The organism is Pseudomonas sp. TMW22091 (assembly GCF_022496705.1).
GTDB classification, from domain to species: domain Bacteria; phylum Pseudomonadota; class Gammaproteobacteria; order Pseudomonadales; family Pseudomonadaceae; genus Aquipseudomonas; species Aquipseudomonas saxonica.
The window spans coordinates 338215-355508 of record NZ_SCFI01000001.1; the positions used below are offsets into that span (position 1 = coordinate 338215).

Consider the following 17294-nt stretch of genomic DNA (forward strand, 5'->3'; position numbering starts at 1 on the left):
TTGGCTTGCAGTTTCTGAGCCGAAACTACAATACCGAACTTAATTCAAAATCAGGTTGCCCTGCTTATCCACGGCAATTTCACTGCCAGGCTCACGATCCATCCGGACCTTGCCTTCCTTGCCATTGAGGGAATAACGCACGTCATAACCAACGACCTTCTCACTGATGTCGTTGACAGTATTGCAGCGTGTTTGGGTCGTCGTGTAGGTATCGCGGTTCTGCATGCCTTCCTGAACCTTGTTACCGGCATAGCCACCGCCCACCGCACCGGCAACCGTAGCGATCTTCTTGCCGCTACCGCCACCAATCTGATTACCCAGCAAACCGCCCGCGACCGCACCGATCACGCTACCGACGATTTGATGCTGATCCTTGACTGGCGCTTGTCGCGTCACAGCCACTTCTTTGCATACTTCTCGCGGAGTCTTGATCTGCTGATTGACTGGAACAACCGCCAACACCTGCGCAGCATCAGGGGATTTAACCAAGCTGTAGGTGGCAAAAGCACCTCCGGCAGTCACACCGACAGCACCTAAAACAGCGCCTACCAGCAAAGATTTGTTCACGCGAACCTCCAGACCATCACACGTGGGAACAGTCCCACACCAATCCTGATGTTGGAGCATAAAAAAAGGCGTGAGTTCAATACTCACGCCTTTTAGTCACAGCTTTTAGATGATTGACCGTTAAGGACGGTCATCCACCTCTTTTTCGCTCGCCGCTGGCGGAATCAAATCCTCAGCACTGAGGTTCAGCCAGATCAGCACGACGTTGGCGATGTAAATCGACGAGTAAGTACCCGCCAACACACCCACGAACAAGGCAATCGAGAAGCCCCAGAGGTTGTCGCCACCAAAGATCAGCAGCGCAGCGATCGCCAACAGGGTGGAGATGGACGTTGCCATGGTGCGCAACAGGGTTTGCGTGGTCGATATGTTGATGTTCTCGATCAGGCTGGCCTTGCGCAGCACCCGGAAGTTCTCCCGCACCCGGTCAAATACCACGATGGTGTCGTTGAGCGAGTAGCCGATGATAGCCAGTACCGCTGCCAACACCGTCAGGTCGAAGGTAATCTGGAACCACGACAGCACGCCCATGGTGACGATCACGTCATGCACCAGGGACACAATGGCGCCCACCGCAAACTTCCACTGAAAGCGGAAAGCCAGGTAAAGCATGATGCCGCCCAGCGCCATCAGCATGCCAAGGCCGCCCTGGTCGCGCAGCTCTTCACCCACTTGCGGGCCCACAAACTCAACCCGCTTGATCACCGCAGGGTTGCTGGCATCTGCCTGCCCCAATGCTGCGGCAACCTTGTTGCCGAGCAACGGATCATCGCCGGGCATACGCACCAGCAAGTCAGTGGTCGCACCAAAGCTCTGCACTACCGCGTCATGAAAACCTGCCGTAGCCAGCTCATTACGCACCTTGGTCAGGTCAGCTGGCTTCTCGTAGGTCAGCTCGATAAGCGTACCGCCGGTGAAGTCCAGGCCGTAGTTCATGCCCTTGTGGAACATGCTGAACAATGCCAGCAAGGTGAGCACTACAGTGACGCCGAACGCAACGTTGCGAACGCCCATGAAGTTGATTGTACGTAACATGGCAGCCCCTTAAATCCACAACTTCTTGAAGTCCCGACCGCCGTAGATCAGGTTGACCATTGCGCGGGTCACCATAATGGCCGTGAACATCGAGGTAAAGATCCCGAGGGACATGGTCACCGCAAAGCCTTTAACCGGCCCGGTACCCATGGCAAACAGAATTCCGCCAACCAGCAAGGTTGTCAGGTTGGCATCGACAATTGCCGTGAATGCCCGACTGAAACCTTCATTGATTGCCCGCTGCACAGTCATGCCATTGGCGATCTCTTCACGAATCCGCGAGAAGATCAGCACGTTGGCGTCAACCGCCATACCCATCGTCAAGACGATACCGGCAATACCCGGAAGGGTCAGCGTTGCACCCAGCAGCGACATCAACGCCAGCAGCAAGACCATGTTGACTGCCAGCGCCACTGTCGCAATCAAACCGAAGAAACGGTAGATGGCGATAATGAACAGCGACACAAACAACATGCCCCACAACGATGCGTGAATACCTTTGGTGATGTTGTCAGCACCCAGGCTCGGGCCAATGGTGCGCTCTTCAGCGAAGTACATCGGCGCGGCCAGACCACCGGCACGCAACAGCAAAGCCAGCTCGGAAGCCTCACCCTGGCCATTCAGGCCGGTAATCCGGAACTGACTGCCCAATGGCGACTGAATGGTCGCCAGACTGATGATCTTTTTCTCTTCCTTGAACGTCTGAGTCGGCACGTCCTTCTCAACACCATCGACCACTTGCTTGGTGTACGTCGTCACCGGCTTTTGCTCGATGAAGATAACCGCCATGCTGCGACCCACGTTGCTGCGAGTCGAACGACTCATCAGCTCACCACCATGCCCATCAAGCTTGATGTTCACCTGTGGACGGCCGTGCTCGTCAAAGCCCGCCTGAGCATCGGTCACCTGATCACCCGTGATGATCAGACCACGCTCGATTTGCGCGGAAGGGCGATTGCCCTCGCGGAATTCGAACGTCTCGGAAGTGGCTTTGGATGCGCCCGGCTCGGCTGCGAGACGGAACTCAAGGTTGGCCGTCTTGCCCAGAATACGCTTGGCTTCGGCGGTGTCTTGTACGCCCGGCAACTCAACCACGATGCGGTTGGCACCCTGACGCTGAACCAGAGGCTCGGCAACACCCAACTCGTTGACCCGGTTACGGACCGTTGTCAGGTTTTGCTTGATGGAATATTCACGGATTTCCGCCAGCTTGGCCGGGGTCATCGCCAGACGCAGAACCGGCTGACCATTAAGGTCCGCTGTCGTTACGTCAAAATCATTGAAGTTCTTGCGGATCAGGCTACGCGCTTGCTCAAGGACAGCTTCATCAGTGAAACCCAGCTGAATGGCACCATTGAGTTGCGGCAGGCTGCGATAACGCACCTTCTCTTTACGCAACAAGCTTTTGACATCGCTTTCGTACACTTTCATACGTGCATCGACAGCTTTGTCCATGTCCACTTCCAACAGGAAGTGCACACCACCCGACAAGTCCAGACCCAACTTCATTGGGTGAGCACCCAGGCTACGCAACCATTGCGGCGTAGTCTGTGCCAGGTTGAGCGCGACCACATAGTCGTCCCCCAAAGCCTTGCGCACGACTTCTTTGGCTGGCAACTGGTCGTCTTTCTGTTCCAGACGCAGCAAACCGCCTTTGCCGTTCTGAGCCAACGTCGCAGCCTTGACGGCAATACCGGCATCCGTCAGTGCTTTGCTTGCACGATCCAGATCAGCTTGAGTGACCTGCAACGCTGTGCTTGCACCCGAAATCTGGATCGCCGGGTCATCAGGGTACAGATTGGGAGCGGAATAAATAAGACCGATCGCCAGCACCGCCAGGATCAGTATGTATTTCCACAGAGGGTATTTGTTCAGCATCAATCACGCCGCCCGCTTAAAACGCGGGGCGCCTTGCGCGCCCCGTCGATTGTTAAAAGTTGAAACTTAGATCGCTTTCAGCGTGCCTTTAGGCAACGTGGCTGCAACAGAGCCTTTCTGAATTTTCAGCTCGACAGTGTCAGACACTTCGATCACAACAAATGCATCGGAAACCTTAACGATTTTGCCGGCAATGCCGCCAGTCGTTACGATTTCGTCACCTTTTTGCAGGTTACCCAACAGGGCTTTCTGCTCTTTGGCGCGCTTGGCCTGTGGACGCCAGATCATCAGATAGAAGATGACCAGGAAACCCACCAGGAAAATCCATTCAAAACCACCACCCATAGGGCCAGCAGCGGCAGGTGCAGCAGCGTCCGCGAAAGCGGAAGAGATGAAAAAGCTCATTAAGCACTCCAGTTGCATTGTTGTTTCTTAAAGGTCGTAAATTCAGTCCAGGGGCGGCACAGGAAGCCCGCGCTTGGCATAGAAGGCGTCGACAAAGGTGGCCAATGTACCCTGTTGAATAGCCTCGCGCAAACCAGCCATGAGCACCTGATAGTGCCGCAAATTGTGGATGGTATTGAGCATGCTTCCCAACATTTCACCGCACTTGTCCAGATGATGCAGATAAGCGCGGGAGAAGTTCTGGCAGGTGTAGCAATCGCAGGTCGGATCCAGCGGCGAATCATCATGGCGATGGAACGCATTACGGATCTTGATAACACCCGTATCGATAAACAAATGCCCGTTGCGGGCGTTGCGGGTTGGCATCACGCAATCGAACATGTCCACTCCGCGGCGCACACCCTCAACCAGATCTTCTGGCTTGCCAACCCCCATAAGGTAACGAGGTTTGTCAGCAGGCATCATCGCTGGCAGGTAATCCAGCACCTTGATCATTTCGTGCTTGGGCTCGCCCACCGACAAACCGCCAATGGCCAGACCGTCAAAACCGATCTTGTTCAGGCCTTCGAGCGAGCGTTCGCGCAGGTTCTGGTGCATGCCGCCCTGAACAATACCGAACAAAGCTGCGGTGTTATCACCATGAGCGTTCTTGGAGCGCTGCGCCCAGCGCAACGACAGCTCCATGGACACGCGCGCTACATCTTCATCCGCCGGGTACGGCGTGCACTCGTCGAAAATCATTACGACGTCGGAGCCAAGGTCACGCTGAACCTGCATCGACTCTTCCGGCCCCATAAACACTTTGGCGCCGTCTACCGGGGACGCGAAGGTCACGCCCTCCTCCTTGATCTTGCGCATGGCGCCCAGGCTGAACACCTGAAAACCACCCGAGTCAGTCAGGATCGGCCCTTGCCACTTCATGAAGTCATGCAGATCGCCATGCTTCTTGATCACTTCAGTGCCTGGGCGTAGCCACAGGTGAAAAGTGTTGCCCAAAATCATCTGCGCGCCGATGGCTTCAATATCACGCGGCAGCATGCCCTTGACCGTGCCATAGGTGCCCACAGGCATAAAGGCCGGGGTTTCAACCACACCACGGGGGAAGGTCAAACGACCGCGACGCGCCTTGCCATCAGTGGCAAGCAGCTCGAATGACATACGACAGTTGCTCATGCTTGATCCTCCGGGGCCGGGGCAGGAGCCGTCGGCGCAGGATTGCGGGTGATGAACATTGCATCACCGTAACTAAAGAAGCGGTACCCATGCTCAACCGCAGCCTTATAGGCCGCCATGGTTTCGGGATAACCGGCGAACGCCGAAACCAGCATCAACAGCGTGGATTCCGGCAAATGAAAATTGGTCACCAGCGCATCGACCACATGAAACGGTCGACCGGGGAAAATAAAGATATCGGTATCACCACTGAAGGGCTTGAGCACCCCATCACGTGCCGCGCTCTCAAGCGAACGAACACTGGTGGTACCCACCGCAATCACGCGACCGCCACGTGCACGGCATGCGGCTACGGCATCCACTACGTCCTGGCCGACCTCCAGCCACTCCGTGTGCATATGGTGATCTTCAAGACGCTCAACCCGTACGGGCTGGAACGTACCCGCGCCCACATGCAGGGTCACAAATGCAGTCTCGACACCCTTGGCGGCAATAGCCTGCATCAACGGCTCATCGAAATGCAGACCTGCCGTGGGGGCAGCTACTGCGCCCAGGCGCTGAGCGTAGACCGTTTGATAACGCTCGCGATCCGAACCTTCGTCCGGGCGATCGATATAAGGCGGCAACGGCATGTGCCCGACACGGTCCAGCAGCGGCAACACCTCTTCGGCAAAGCCCAGCTCGAACAACGCATCGTGGCGCGCCAGCATCTCGGCTTCGCCGCCGCCATCAATCAGGATTTTCGAGCCTGGCTTGGGCGACTTGCTGGAGCGTACATGCGCCAGCACCCGATGACTGTCGAGCACCCGCTCAACCAGAATTTCCAGCTTGCCGCCCGACGCCTTTTGGCCGAACAAACGGGCTGGAATCACCCGGGTATTGTTAAACACCATCAAATCGCCTGAGCGTAAATGCTCAAGCAAATCAGTAAATTGACGATGTGCCAGTGCCCCGCTCTCCCCATCAAGGGTCAGCAGGCGACTGTTGCGGCGCTCCGCCAAAGGATGGCGTGCGATGAGTGAATCAGGGAGCTCGAAAGTAAAGTCAGCAACGCGCATGATAGGTTTCGTCTAGCAGGGCCGGGGAGTTTAACGGACTTAGTAAAAATAGACCAATAAGTTGTTGACCGACCTCAACCTCATCTCTATACTTCGCCGCCATTGAGCCCTGATGGCGGAATTGGTAGACGCGGCGGATTCAAAATCCGTTTTCGAAAGAAGTGGGAGTTCGAGTCTCCCTCGGGGCACCAAACAAAGATCTCAAGGTGCCGCTCAATGCACCTTGAATACAAAAAAACCGGCCACTAGCGCCGGTTTTTTTGTGCCTGCGATTTAGCCCTGTCTCCCCTCGCCTGCGATCCGGGGCATTGAAGCCATTCTCTGAGCAAAAGCACTGTGTGCTTCATCAAAGGCTCACACCCGTTCAGCCCGCGGTTGCAGTTTTGAAATTCGAGCGGTAATCTCCGCCGGTCGCTGCATATTCAGCGAACGACCTTGGCGGGTCGAATGATTTCAGGCGCAACAGCGCCATAGACTTAATCGCGGGCGCTTTTTTTATGCTCGCGATAATGCGTTATGGCGGGTTGTGCAGGAGCACCTTCGGGTGCGCCGGGTTCCTGAATCACCGGTCCGCCAATCTTGCGCAACTCGCCACCCTTTTCTGCTTGGCGGCAGATCGCGGTGGCTCCAATGATTCGGGAGCAACACCACATGACTACCCTCAATCCGTCCAAAATTCGCGCCCATGCTGCAAAAGGGGGTGTGCAATGAGTCCTTCGCCCTTGATGCCTACCGTTGGCGGCGCCACGTTTGGCAAGTGCAACGCTCAGGATCAACGCCTGTTTTCGGTCAACGCCGGGGTTTCGAGCCTTGAAGCGCTCGAACATGCCTCACTGCTCATGAACTGCATCAATACCCTCTCGTTTATGGGGGCCGTCGATGATGGCAACCAAGCAACCGCCATGCGCTGGGCTTCTCACTATCTCAGCGAGATGGCCAAAGCGCTGATTGATGACGTGACTCTAGGGCTGCAACACGCCGGGGAGGGTGATCTATGAGCTCACGGACCTCGGGGCGCCCATCACCCGACGCTCGCTCACGTCACGCGCGCTGTCGGCGAGGACTTTTTTTTAACCCCCAGAACAGCGATGATCGCCGCCCCGCTTCTGACCCACTGGAACCCGTCCCATGGATTCGCCTCTGGAAACCGTCGCCCTGTACGCCCTCAAACTGGCTTATGAGCCCGAAGGTTCAAGCCCGCTGTTGCGCGACGATCCGGCAATGGCTCAATACCAGCGCGAAGTCTTTGCCCTGCTGCTGCGCAACGGCAATGTCGAGGCCATTCAGCTCAAGCTCAATCAATGCCTTGAGGTGGCGCTGATTGCCCTGGGCGGCGCGGGGACTGTGATGGGCAGGGAGCTGAACAAGCTCTCCGCTCAGGTCGCTGATGCTCAGACGCTCGAACAACTGCACCTACCTTTGGCCCATCTCAAGGACTACTTGAAAGCCATTCAGTGATCAGTGGTCTTGAAACTGCTCGATGTACGCCAGGATGTTGTCGATTTTTTCCGGGTCACTGATGCCCCAGAAAATCATTCGGGTGCCCTTGACCACTTTCTTGGGTGCCTCGATATAGGCCGCCAATTTGTCTCGCGTCCACACCACGCCGGAATTTTTCATGGCGTCTGAGTACAGATAGGTCGGTGAAGTGCCGGCCGCGCGCCCTATCACGCCATTGAGCTGCGGGCCAAAACCGTCCCGCGCGTTTTCGCCAATGCTGTGACAGCCTCCGCACATTTTGTTGTACAGCTTCTCGCCTGCTTCGGCATCACCGGCGGCCAGAGCTGCGGCGCTGTTACACAAGGCAGCGAGGCTCAGAACAGCGGTCAATAACAGCGTTTTTTGCATGAGTGCTTCCACATTCAGGTATCTGACCAAGCGGCAATCTTACAGGGCCTTGATTCGGTCAGCGCACGCAAAACGCTGACTCGGATCAAGGATTCTTGCTCACAAAGCGCGCCCATTATCAATATTGATGATTCGCGTTCGTTGACCCACTATGGCCTCTGTTCATCTGAACCCATTGCGAGGCGTCATGCTTTCTGAAAACGATTACGTCACCGTTGACGCCACTGAATTGGGCGAAACGGCCCTTGCGGACTTTATTAAAGACGCTCGCCGTCCAGTTCGCTTTCAGGGCATCGATTTCAGCGGGCAAGACTTGTCCCGACTAAACCTGAGTCACTCACGCTTTGAGCGCTGCCTCTTTGGCGACACCAATCTGACGGCGGCTGACCTTTCCAATACGCACTGGCAAAGTTGTCGAGCAGCCCAAGCGGTGTTTCGTTCTGCCACGCTGGAAGAAGCGGTATTTGTTAATTGCGACCTGAACAATACCCTTTGGCAACGCAGCAAGCTGGCCCACGCATTATTCGAAGGCTGTAAATTAACCGGGGCCAATTTTGTAGATAGCTCTACCTTGGGCCTCGTGTTCAAAGACTGCGTGCTGCGCAGTGCCATCTTGTCGGGGCTGTCTTTCTACAAGAGTGAGCTGCACAACCTGGATTTCGCCGAAGCCGACCTCAGCTATTGCGACTTTCGCCAAGCGGTCTTTGTTGAAGGCGGCAGTCTTTCCCTGGCTCGGGTCAACAATGCGCGTTTTGATCAGGCCGACTTGCGCGAAGCCAGCCTGCACGGGCTACACCTCACCGACGCCAAACTGTTCAAGGGCGCGATTATCTCCAAATCTCAAGCCGGTATGCTGCTGGCCGGTCTCGGGTTGCACGTCCTGTAATCAATGCATCACCTGCTCAGCCAGCAACACCAGCGCAATGATCGCCATCAACACTCCAGACACCCGGCTGACGGTTCTCGCAGCACTGGGCCGGGTCTGCAATACCGCTTGAGCGCTGAAGCCCACCAACAGATAGACCACCGCACAACTCACCGCATGCAAAGCGCCCAAAGCCAAAAGTTGGGTGGGTATCGGCCATGTCGATAACGGGTCTGTGAACTGCGGCAACAGAGCCAGAAAGAGCAATAAAACCTTGGGGTTCAGGCCACTGACACAAGCGCCCTTCCAGACCCAGCGAAACCAGGAATCGGCAACGTGCGCCTGCCCTTGTTCGGGCGCTGACGGCTGCCGGACCATCGCAATGCCCAGCCACAGCAGATACAGAGCACCGGCCAAGGTGAGCAGCGACATGACCACCGGGCTTTTGGCCAGCAACGCGCCCACACCCGCCGCCACCAACAGCGTTGCCAGCAAGTGCCCCGAAAGCAACCCGGCAACGGCTGGTGCGACGCGTCGCTCGCGCATACCGGCTGAAATGGCGTAAGCCCAATCAGCGCCCGGCGTAATGATGAAGAGAAACGACACCGCCCAAAAGGCGGCCACAATGCTGAGAGTCACGGGATGTCTACCTTCTAAGCGCCAAGTGCGTTACACCCCTTTTGGCGAACGCTATGAGTAGAAGAATAGGGAAATGCTGATAGGATTATCTTTCGTTTATACCAATGCCACCTAACATGGGTGGAAGGTTCTTCTGTATGGATCGAATTGACCGAAAGATTCTTGCGCAGCTGCACGCGGACGGCCGGCTTTCTCTCACCGAACTGGCTGAGCGGGTAGGTTTAAGCCTTTCGCCATGCCATCGACGGGTACGGGCGCTGGAAGAATCAGGGGTGATTTTGGGGTATCGCGCACTGTTAGCGCCCAAAGAGCTGGGCCTTGGATTTTCAGCGATTGTGTTCGTGACGTTGCGCGAAGTGACACGCCAGGCCATTACCGACTTTGAGGCCGCGTTGCTGGACGTCGCGCAGATCGTCGAAGCGCAGCGGCTGTTTGGCGACCCGGACTACTTGCTGCAAGTCATCACCAAAGACCTTGCTGCGTTTCAGCAGCTCTATGATGAGTCTCTGACCTCATTGCCCAACGTGCAAAGGCTGGTGTCGACGCTGGTCATGAAAAACGTCATCAATGACCGGGTGTTGCCCCTGTAGCCGCTGCCGCAGGCTGCGATCGGGAGCGGGGTCTTAGGTGTATCCGGTTATACGGCGGCGTTGCCGCCGATCGCAGCCTTCGTCCCTCGGCAGCGGCTACAGCGTCTGTATACCGCCGGCCAACCCCTGTGCCAACGCATCGAGCAAAACGCGCACTTTGGGCAGATCCTGACGATTTTTTGGCCACACTAGATGGATCGGCAACCCCTCACTGGCCAAATGCGGCAGCACTTCGACCAAAGCGCCGTCAGCCAGTGGTTGCTTGATCAGCCAGGTTGGCAACTGGGCAATACCGCACCCGGCCACAACCGCCATCACCTGCCCTTCGCCGTCGCCCACAATGTACCGGGCGGGCATGACCCGTCGCTCAATCTCGCCCGGCCGGGTACCCGCAAAACGCCACGGGCTGACCGTTCCGTCTGCCAAGCCATAAGCGACACACTGGTGATGCTCCAAGTCACGATCAGTCGCAGGTGTGCCGTGGTCGCTCAGGTACGACGGGGCAGCACAAAACACATGCCGCTCACTGCCCAGGTAACGATGCTCCAGCGTCGCCGGCCAGACTTGTGGGCCACCCACCCGCACCACAATATCGACGCCCTCTTCCACCGGATCGATAAAGCGATCCGAAAACGAGATATGCGGCAACAACAGGTCATGCGCCTGCACACAGCGCAGAATCACCGGCAATGCCAACAAGCGGCCGAACGCTGCTGGCAAATCAATGCGCACTCGCCCCCGCGGTTCAGTGTTTTCCACATGCAAGGCCAGCTCGGCCTCTTCCAGTTCAGCCAAAACCCCGGTACAGGTTCGATAGAACGCGCTGCCCGCATCGGTCAGTGCCAAGCGCCGTGTTGTGCGTTCAAACAAACGCACCTGTAACCGGCCTTCAAGACGGGCGATAGCTTTGCTGATCGCCGACGCCGTCAAATTCAAGCGCTCGGCCGCAGCCCGAAAACTGCCTGCATCCGCGACACAGACAAACACATCAATGCCTTTCAAGCGCTCCGAAGAAAACATACCCGGCACCTATTCATGAATTCAGTTCACGTGATTGAGTAAAAGGTATCGCAAATACGCACTCATTTCCCCAGTAAGCTGGTTTGCTTCTACTTATTCACAAAACAGGCTGATCGATGACTTCGCAAAAACCCACGGTTTTAATCACCGGCGCCACCGGCCAGATTGGCGGCGATACCCTGCGCAACCTACTGGAAGATGACAGCATCACGCTGGTGGCGGCCGTACGTTCTGCAGCCAAAGCCAAACCTTTTGAAGCACTGAGCATCCGCACGGTCATGCTCGACTTCGACAAGGAAGAGACACTGGCACCGGCCTTACAGGGCATCGACCGCGCCTTGCTGGTTACCGGCTATACCGTGGACATGCTGCGCCAAAGCAAAGCGTTTCTTGATCAAGCGAAAAAAGCCGGTGTGCAGCACATTGTGCACTTGGGCGCTTGCGGGCGGGACGACACCACCATCGGCCACTGGGCCTGGCACCAGTTTGTAGAGCGCTACATCGAATGGTGCGGCTTCTCGTTCACCCACTTGCGCCCCGAGTGCTTTATGCAAAACCTGCTCAGCTACGATGGCACCCAAGCCGTTAAAAACGGGGTGATCGAGCAATACACCGGCGACGCACGCTTTAGTTGGGTGGACGGCGAAGACGTTGCCCGCGTTGCTGCGCAGACCCTGCTGCACCCACACAAGCACGCAGGCAAAACGTATCGCTTGGGCTACGACGTGCAATCCTACGGGGACATCGCCGCCATCATGACCCGCGTGCTGGGTCAGCCGTTCCGCTATGACGCTCAATCGCCGGATGTGTTTCTGGAGAACATGCGCGCAGCCGGGGCCGAAATGGCTTACATGACCTGCGTACACGACAACTTCACCCGCATGGCCGCACGGCAGATCCCCGGTGTTGAAGAAACCTTCGACAACTTCCCTGAGATCACCGGCCGCCAGCCCGTGCGCTGGGAAGACTTTGTACAAAAGCACCGCAGCGCGTTCGCCTACACCTGAAACCTGTTGCAAGAGGTGCGAATCAAACGCATCAGGCGATAAACGCCCTACGCCCGGCAGACTTCAAACAGAATGCTGCCAGCAGCTAGGGCGTTTTGATCAGTCCACGCAGCAAGGTTTCGGTCTGCTCGCGCACGATCTTCATCAGCAACGCGTACCGCTCAGGCGTTAACGCGTCCCAGCCCAGTGACTTGAGGGAGCTGTTACGGGTCAGGTGAAATGGCAGCAACTGGCCGGTCAGGGTCATGGAGCGCAGGCTGCATTCTTCATCACTCGCCCCCGGGCCCATTAGCCGCGAGATGATGCCGCTGGTCACACCAATGATGCGCTGGCCAATTCGCTGGCTAACCACCTCTTCATTCGCACTGGGGCCCAAGCCTGCCTGTTCGCGTGCGTAAAATTTACGCCAGCTATTGGTGCGATTGGAGAGCAGCATGAATTCAGCAATCTTGCTCTGCACCGCGCAGAAGGTCTCAATCAGTTGTTCACTGTCCGGTCGCCCACCCAATTGGGCTTGAGCCGCTTCGATGGTGGGTGCCAGATAGTCCCAAATGCGCTCGACCATGTACTCGGTACAAGCCCGGTAGACCCCTTCCTTGTTCTTGAAGTAGTAATTCAATGCCGGCGCATTGACTCCCGCCAGCTCGGCAATATCGCGAGTGGATGCACCGTCGTACCCCCGCTCGCCAAACAGGTTCAATGCCGCTTCGATTATCCGTGCACTGGTTTCATCCCCACACGTGTAGCCGCCTTCGCTGGCAGGTCTGCGCCGGTGAATGGTGGTCATGGGTCTCTCCTTGATCGATGAATTCGCAAGTTTGCCTGAATTTATATCGATTGACATAATTTTACCAATCGTAATAATTGTTACAACCGCTAACAATTGAGATCGTCATGACCGCACATCAATCGCTCGATGAACCGACCCAGCTGCGGCCATCACGCAGATCCGTTAAAAAAATGCTTTTGAGAGGGTTTGGATTGGCCGCACTGGTCGGTGCAGCGGTTTGGGGGGCGCACTGGTGGAGCGTGGGGCGGTTTATTGAAAGCACCAACGACGCCTATTTGCAGGCCGACAGTCTGAGCGTTTCAGCCAAAGTCTCGGGCACGGTCAGTGAGGTGTACGTCACTGATAACCAGACCGTCAGTGTCGGTCAGCCGTTGGTGCGCCTCGATGTACGGCCTTACCAGGCTGCGCGGGAAAAATCCGAAGCGGCCATTCGTGCCGCGCAAGCTGACATTGCCCGGGGCGAGGCTGAACTGGAGCAGCAAAGCGCTTCGATTGCCCAAGTGCAGGCGCAACTCGACGGTGAAAGTGCCAACGAGCAATACGCCGCCGCACAGGTCAAACGCTACGCGCCACTGGCCCAAAGTGGTGCCGAGACACAAGAGCGCATGGCCGAGCTGCGTAATGCCCTGCGTCAGGCCAGTGCTCAACGGGCGGCTCAGGCCGCCGCCTTGACCGTTGCCCAACGCCAGTTACACACTCAGCGCGCCGCCATCGAACAGGCCCGCGCGCAATTAGCCAGTGCGCAGGCCAGCACCCGCCAAAGCACGCTCGATGAGCAAGATACCGTGGTTTACAGCACGCTGGCCGGACGGGTGGGCAGCCGTTCGGTGCGGGTGGGCCAATACCTGCAACCCGGTACTCGGCTGATGACCATCGTACCGACCAATGATGTGTACCTCACCGCCAATTTCAAGGAAACCCAGATCGAGCGTATGCACCCAGGCCAGACGGTTGCGGTGCACATTGATGCTTGGCCGGGGGTTGAGTTCAAGGGCGTGATCGAGAGCCTGTCACCTGGCACCGGCTCGCAATTTGCCTTGCTGCCGTCCAACAACGCTACCGGCAACTTCACCAAAATCGTCCAGCGAGTACCGGTGCGTATTCGCCTCCAGCCTTCAGCCGACGCCAGCATCGAATGGATGCCGGGATTGTCAGCCACGGCCGACGTCGATACCCGTCGTGGCTAATGCAGCCGCTGCACCCGCAGCGCTCAATCCCCCTCAGGCAAATGCCAGCACCAGCGACTGGATCGTAGTCTTTGCAGGTGCGCTGGGGGCATTAATGGCCACCCTGGACATTTCCATCACCAACGCCGCGCTGCCGCAGATTCAGGGCCAGATTGGCGCCTCGGGCACGGAAGGCACGTGGATTTCGACCGGCTATTTGATGGCCGAAATTGTCATGATCCCGCTGACCGCCTGGCTGACGCGGGTGTTTGGGCTGCGCAACTTTCTAATCGGCAACGCGATTCTGTTCAGCCTGTTTTCAATCCTCTGCGGCCTCAGCGAAACCTTGCCGCAAATGGTCATCGGTCGACTCGGCCAAGGCTTCGCTGGCGGTGCCATGATCCCAACGGCGCAAGTGCTGGTAGCCACCCGTTTGCCGCGCCATCAAATGCCCATCGGCATGACGATATTCGGCCTGATCGTGCTGCTTGGCCCCCTGCTGGGGCCGGTCTTGGGCGGCACCCTGACCGAGAACTTCAGCTGGCGCTGGTGCTTCTTCTTGAATATTCCGGTGTGCGCTCTGCTGCTGGTCATGCTGAGTCAGGGCCTGAAAAAAAGCCTGGGCAACTGGCAAGCGTTTATCAAGGCCGACTGGTTGGGGATTATCGGTCTGACCCTGGGCTTGAGTGCCATGACCGTGGTGCTGGAAGAAGGCAACCGCGAGCGCTGGTTCGAGTCCTCACACATTATCGCGCTCAGCCTGCTGGCCGTGGCCGGGATTGCCCTGCTGCTGTTTGCACAGAAACTCACCCAAACGCCGATCGTGCGCCTCAGATTGTTGCTCAACCCACGCTTTGCCAGCGTGATCGCGATTGTCTTTGTGGTCGGCTGCGGGCTGTATTGTGTGGCCTTTGTGTTGCCGCAGTTTCTCAGCAACATCGCGGGTTTCAACGCTCAACAATCGGGCGCAGTGATGCTGATGTCAGGCCTGCCGGCCTTCTTGATGATGCCGATTCTGCCGCGCCTGATCGGCCGCGTAGACACCCGCCTTTTGGTGATGGCTGGCCTGGGCTGTCTGGCCAGCAGTTGTTTACTGGCCACGGGCCTGACGGCCGACAGTGTGGGCGACAATTTCACCCGCACTCAATTACTGCTGGGCCTGGGCCAGGTGCTGGCGATGATGCCGCTCAATCAGGCGTCCATGAGCTGTGTGCCGCCCCATGAAGCAGGCGAAGCGGCCGGTATCTACAACATGGCACGCAACCTCGGTGGCTCGGTGGGGCTGGCGTTGCTGGGCACCTTTATCGAACGGCGCAGCAGTTTTCATGACGACACCTTGCGCGATGCCGTGAACGTGCAATCCGTCGAAGCGCAAAACCACCTTGCAACGGCGACCCAAGGCTTTTTCGCTGAACACGGCGACCTCGCCCATGCCCAGCTTCAAGCCTTGGGCCAACTGGCCAGTCAAATTCAAGTGCAGGCGCAAGTGATCACCTACAGCGAAACCTTTTACGTACTCGGCATCGCCTTACTGCTGTGCCTGCCTCTGGCCTTCTTTTTGAAAAAACCGCCGGCCGGAACGCCCTTGAGCACAGGACACTGACCATGATCGCGAGTAAAACCCTCACCCTGCTGTGCCCGCTATTGCTGGTGGGCTGCACCCTTGGCCCGGACTACCACGCCGCGCCCGACAGCACGCTGCAAGGCACGGCCTTTCAACGTCAAGTGCCCGGAACTGGGGCCGGTACGCCGCACGTGGCCGAGTGGTGGCTGGCCCTGAACGATCCGCTGCTTAACGAGCTAATCGACAGCAGCCTGCGCAACAGCCCCGATCTGCACGCTGCGGCAGCGCGCTTGCGTCAGGCCCGCGCCGGTCTGACAGAAAAGCGCAGTGACCTGCTGCCGAAAAGTTCGGCCACGGCGGCAGCGTTGTACACGGGCTCGGGAGACAAAAACACCGACGCCACGCACCTGTACCTGAGCGGTTTTGACGCCAGTTGGGAGCTGGATATTTTCGGCGGCGGCCGCCGTGCCGTTGAAGCCGCCAGCGCCGAAGCCGATGCCGTACAGGCCGACCTCGCTGATGCCCATGTGCAACTGGCCGCTGAAGTCGGCCAAGCGTATGTCGGCCTGCGTGACCAGCAGCAGCGCCTGCATATTGCACGCGAGTCCGAAGCCCTTGAGCGGCAGTTGCTCGACTTCACCGAACAACGCCTGGCTCAAGGCACGGCCTCGGAACTGGATCGCGAGCGCATTGCCACTCAAGTAGAAACAACCCGGGCCGCCTCCATTGCACTGGAACTGGACGTAATCGAATCTCTTGATGAACTGGCCGTGCTCAGCGGCCTGCCACCCGGTGCATTGAACACCCGCTTGCAGCAGCAAACGGCCCTGCCCGTGCTGCCCGTCACCGTCAACATCGGCGACCCTGCGCATTTGCTGCAACAACGCCCTGACATCCGCGCCGCCGAACGCCGTCTGGCCTCCAGTACCGCGCAAATCGGCGAACGCAAGGCAGCGGCCTTTCCCAAAGTCAGCCTGTTTGGCTCGCTGAGCTTCAGCGCCAGCGAACCGGGCCATTTGCTGCGCAAAGACAACCTCAGTGCGCTGGGCGTGCCGTATCTGCAATGGAACTGGCTGGATTTTGGCCGGGTACACGCGCAGGTCACCCAGGCCGAAGCCGGGCGCGATGAAGCCCTGGCCAACTACCGCAGCAGCGTACTCAGCGCATTGCGCGATGCTGACGTGGCGCTGGCTCGCTATGGCAATGAACGTCAACGTCGCAGCACCCTTGGCCGGGTCGAGAGCAGCGCCGTGCGCGCCTCCCAGCTGACCGATCAACGTTACCGTGCGGGCACCAGCAGTGTACTGGACTGGCTCGACGCCGAACGCACCCGCTACCGTGCCGAACAGGACCGGGTTCACAGCGACGGCCAACTGATCAAGGACTACATAGCTCTGCAAAAGAGTCTTGGGTTAGGGTGGCGCACTCTACCCGCTCGGCACTGCTGCGAAACTTGAAAAGCCCCACCTATTTAATTACTTAACCTTACAAATAACGCCTATAACTTACACCCCCCTACCGGCAAGTATTAGCCGCAAACCGATAATACTTGCCAATCTTTAAACATGTTAAGTGCAGGCCGCGTTGACGCCTCGCCCTTATGCAGAGTGCAACAGCGTCCGCACACATTATTTGTTGAACATGGCACCGTCTTTGCTCTTCTGATTAAAACAACAGGAGCATTGCATA

The 17294-nt window shown here is 57.6% G+C and carries 18 protein-coding genes and 1 tRNA gene; 9 read left to right on the forward strand and 10 right to left on the reverse strand.

What is annotated here, in order from left to right:
- Window positions 1-39 precede the first annotated feature (39 nt).
- From EQV93_RS01560 to queA, 6 genes are all read right to left on the reverse strand, one after another.
- Window positions 40-567 carry a glycine zipper 2TM domain-containing protein gene (locus EQV93_RS01560; RefSeq protein ID WP_122784851.1) on the reverse strand — a complete coding sequence of 176 codons (528 nt, stop codon included), beginning with the start codon at window positions 565-567 and terminating at the stop codon, window positions 40-42.
- A gap of 120 nt (window positions 568-687) precedes the next feature.
- Window positions 688-1602: a protein translocase subunit SecF gene (gene secF / locus EQV93_RS01565; RefSeq protein ID WP_122784852.1), complete on the reverse strand. Its 915-nt coding sequence runs from the start codon at window positions 1600-1602 to the stop codon at window positions 688-690.
- A gap of 9 nt (window positions 1603-1611) precedes the next feature.
- A complete protein-coding gene (gene secD / locus EQV93_RS01570) occupies window positions 1612-3480 on the reverse strand; it encodes a protein translocase subunit SecD (RefSeq protein ID WP_122784853.1) in 1869 nt (622 codons plus the stop codon).
- 66 nt (window positions 3481-3546) lie between these two features.
- Window positions 3547-3885, reverse strand: a complete 339-nt coding sequence (gene yajC, locus EQV93_RS01575) for a preprotein translocase subunit YajC (RefSeq protein ID WP_003443398.1) — start codon at window positions 3883-3885, stop codon at window positions 3547-3549.
- Window positions 3886-3927: 42 nt separating this feature from the next.
- Window positions 3928-5043: a tRNA guanosine(34) transglycosylase Tgt gene (gene tgt, locus EQV93_RS01580; protein WP_122784899.1), complete on the reverse strand. Its 1116-nt coding sequence runs from the start codon at window positions 5041-5043 to the stop codon at window positions 3928-3930.
- 11 nt (window positions 5044-5054) lie between these two features.
- Complete coding sequence (queA, locus tag EQV93_RS01585) at window positions 5055-6116, reverse strand: tRNA preQ1(34) S-adenosylmethionine ribosyltransferase-isomerase QueA (RefSeq protein WP_131652254.1); 1062 nt, start codon at window positions 6114-6116, stop codon at window positions 5055-5057.
- 106 nt (window positions 6117-6222) lie between these two features.
- On the opposite strand from queA, the gene EQV93_RS01590 reads away from it, so the two are divergent.
- From EQV93_RS01590 to EQV93_RS01600, 3 genes are all read left to right on the forward strand, one after another.
- Window positions 6223-6307 (forward strand) — tRNA-Leu (locus EQV93_RS01590).
- Between the two features lie 516 nt (window positions 6308-6823).
- On the forward strand, window positions 6824-7114 hold the full coding sequence (locus EQV93_RS01595) for a DUF3077 domain-containing protein (RefSeq protein ID WP_146384184.1): 291 nt from the start codon (window positions 6824-6826) through the stop codon (window positions 7112-7114).
- Window positions 7115-7244: 130 nt separating this feature from the next.
- Window positions 7245-7574 carry a hypothetical protein gene (locus EQV93_RS01600; protein WP_122784856.1) on the forward strand — a complete coding sequence of 110 codons (330 nt, stop codon included), beginning with the start codon at window positions 7245-7247 and terminating at the stop codon, window positions 7572-7574.
- Here EQV93_RS01600 and EQV93_RS01605 read toward each other — a convergent pair whose 3' ends face one another.
- Window positions 7575-7964, reverse strand: a complete 390-nt coding sequence (locus EQV93_RS01605; RefSeq protein WP_240890762.1) for a c-type cytochrome — start codon at window positions 7962-7964, stop codon at window positions 7575-7577. It abuts the gene before it with no gap.
- A 187-nt stretch (window positions 7965-8151) separates the two neighbouring features.
- Here EQV93_RS01605 and EQV93_RS01610 point away from each other — a divergent pair, with 187 nt between their 5' ends.
- Window positions 8152-8850 (forward strand): pentapeptide repeat-containing protein, encoded by a 699-nt coding sequence (locus tag EQV93_RS01610; protein WP_240890763.1) that lies wholly within the window; start codon window positions 8152-8154, stop codon window positions 8848-8850.
- On the opposite strand, the gene EQV93_RS01615 is transcribed toward EQV93_RS01610, so the two are convergent.
- The gene (locus EQV93_RS01615) at window positions 8851-9468 is read right to left on the reverse strand and encodes a LysE family translocator (protein ID WP_240890764.1); all 618 of its coding nucleotides are present in this window, start codon (window positions 9466-9468) and stop codon (window positions 8851-8853) included.
- A 137-nt stretch (window positions 9469-9605) separates the two neighbouring features.
- On the opposite strand from EQV93_RS01615, the gene EQV93_RS01620 reads away from it, so the two are divergent.
- On the forward strand, window positions 9606-10058 hold the full coding sequence (locus EQV93_RS01620) for an Lrp/AsnC family transcriptional regulator (protein ID WP_122784860.1): 453 nt from the start codon (window positions 9606-9608) through the stop codon (window positions 10056-10058).
- A 96-nt stretch (window positions 10059-10154) separates the two neighbouring features.
- Here the strand turns inward: EQV93_RS01620 and EQV93_RS01625 are convergent, their stop codons facing one another.
- Window positions 10155-11078, reverse strand: coding sequence for a LysR family transcriptional regulator (locus EQV93_RS01625; protein WP_122784861.1), 924 nt, complete (start codon window positions 11076-11078; stop codon window positions 10155-10157).
- 116 nt (window positions 11079-11194) lie between these two features.
- Between EQV93_RS01625 and EQV93_RS01630 the strand changes: the two genes are divergently transcribed.
- Window positions 11195-12085 carry an SDR family oxidoreductase gene (locus tag EQV93_RS01630; RefSeq protein ID WP_240890765.1) on the forward strand — a complete coding sequence of 297 codons (891 nt, stop codon included), beginning with the start codon at window positions 11195-11197 and terminating at the stop codon, window positions 12083-12085.
- 85 nt (window positions 12086-12170) lie between these two features.
- Here EQV93_RS01630 and EQV93_RS01635 read toward each other — a convergent pair whose 3' ends face one another.
- Window positions 12171-12872: a CerR family C-terminal domain-containing protein gene (locus EQV93_RS01635; protein WP_122784863.1), complete on the reverse strand. Its 702-nt coding sequence runs from the start codon at window positions 12870-12872 to the stop codon at window positions 12171-12173.
- 107 nt (window positions 12873-12979) lie between these two features.
- Between EQV93_RS01635 and EQV93_RS01640 the strand changes: the two genes are divergently transcribed.
- From EQV93_RS01640 to EQV93_RS01650, 3 genes are read left to right on the forward strand one after another with little or no spacing between them, the layout of a single operon-like run.
- The gene (locus EQV93_RS01640; RefSeq protein WP_240890766.1) at window positions 12980-14062 is read left to right on the forward strand and encodes an HlyD family secretion protein; all 1083 of its coding nucleotides are present in this window, start codon (window positions 12980-12982) and stop codon (window positions 14060-14062) included.
- On the forward strand, window positions 14055-15644 hold the full coding sequence (locus tag EQV93_RS01645) for an MDR family MFS transporter (RefSeq protein WP_240890767.1): 1590 nt from the start codon (window positions 14055-14057) through the stop codon (window positions 15642-15644). Before EQV93_RS01640 ends, EQV93_RS01645 begins: the two co-directional genes overlap by 8 nt.
- A gap of 2 nt (window positions 15645-15646) precedes the next feature.
- Entirely contained in the window at window positions 15647-17062 is a 1416-nt protein-coding gene (locus EQV93_RS01650; RefSeq protein ID WP_240890768.1) for an efflux transporter outer membrane subunit, read from the forward strand.
- Window positions 17063-17294 lie beyond the last annotated feature (232 nt).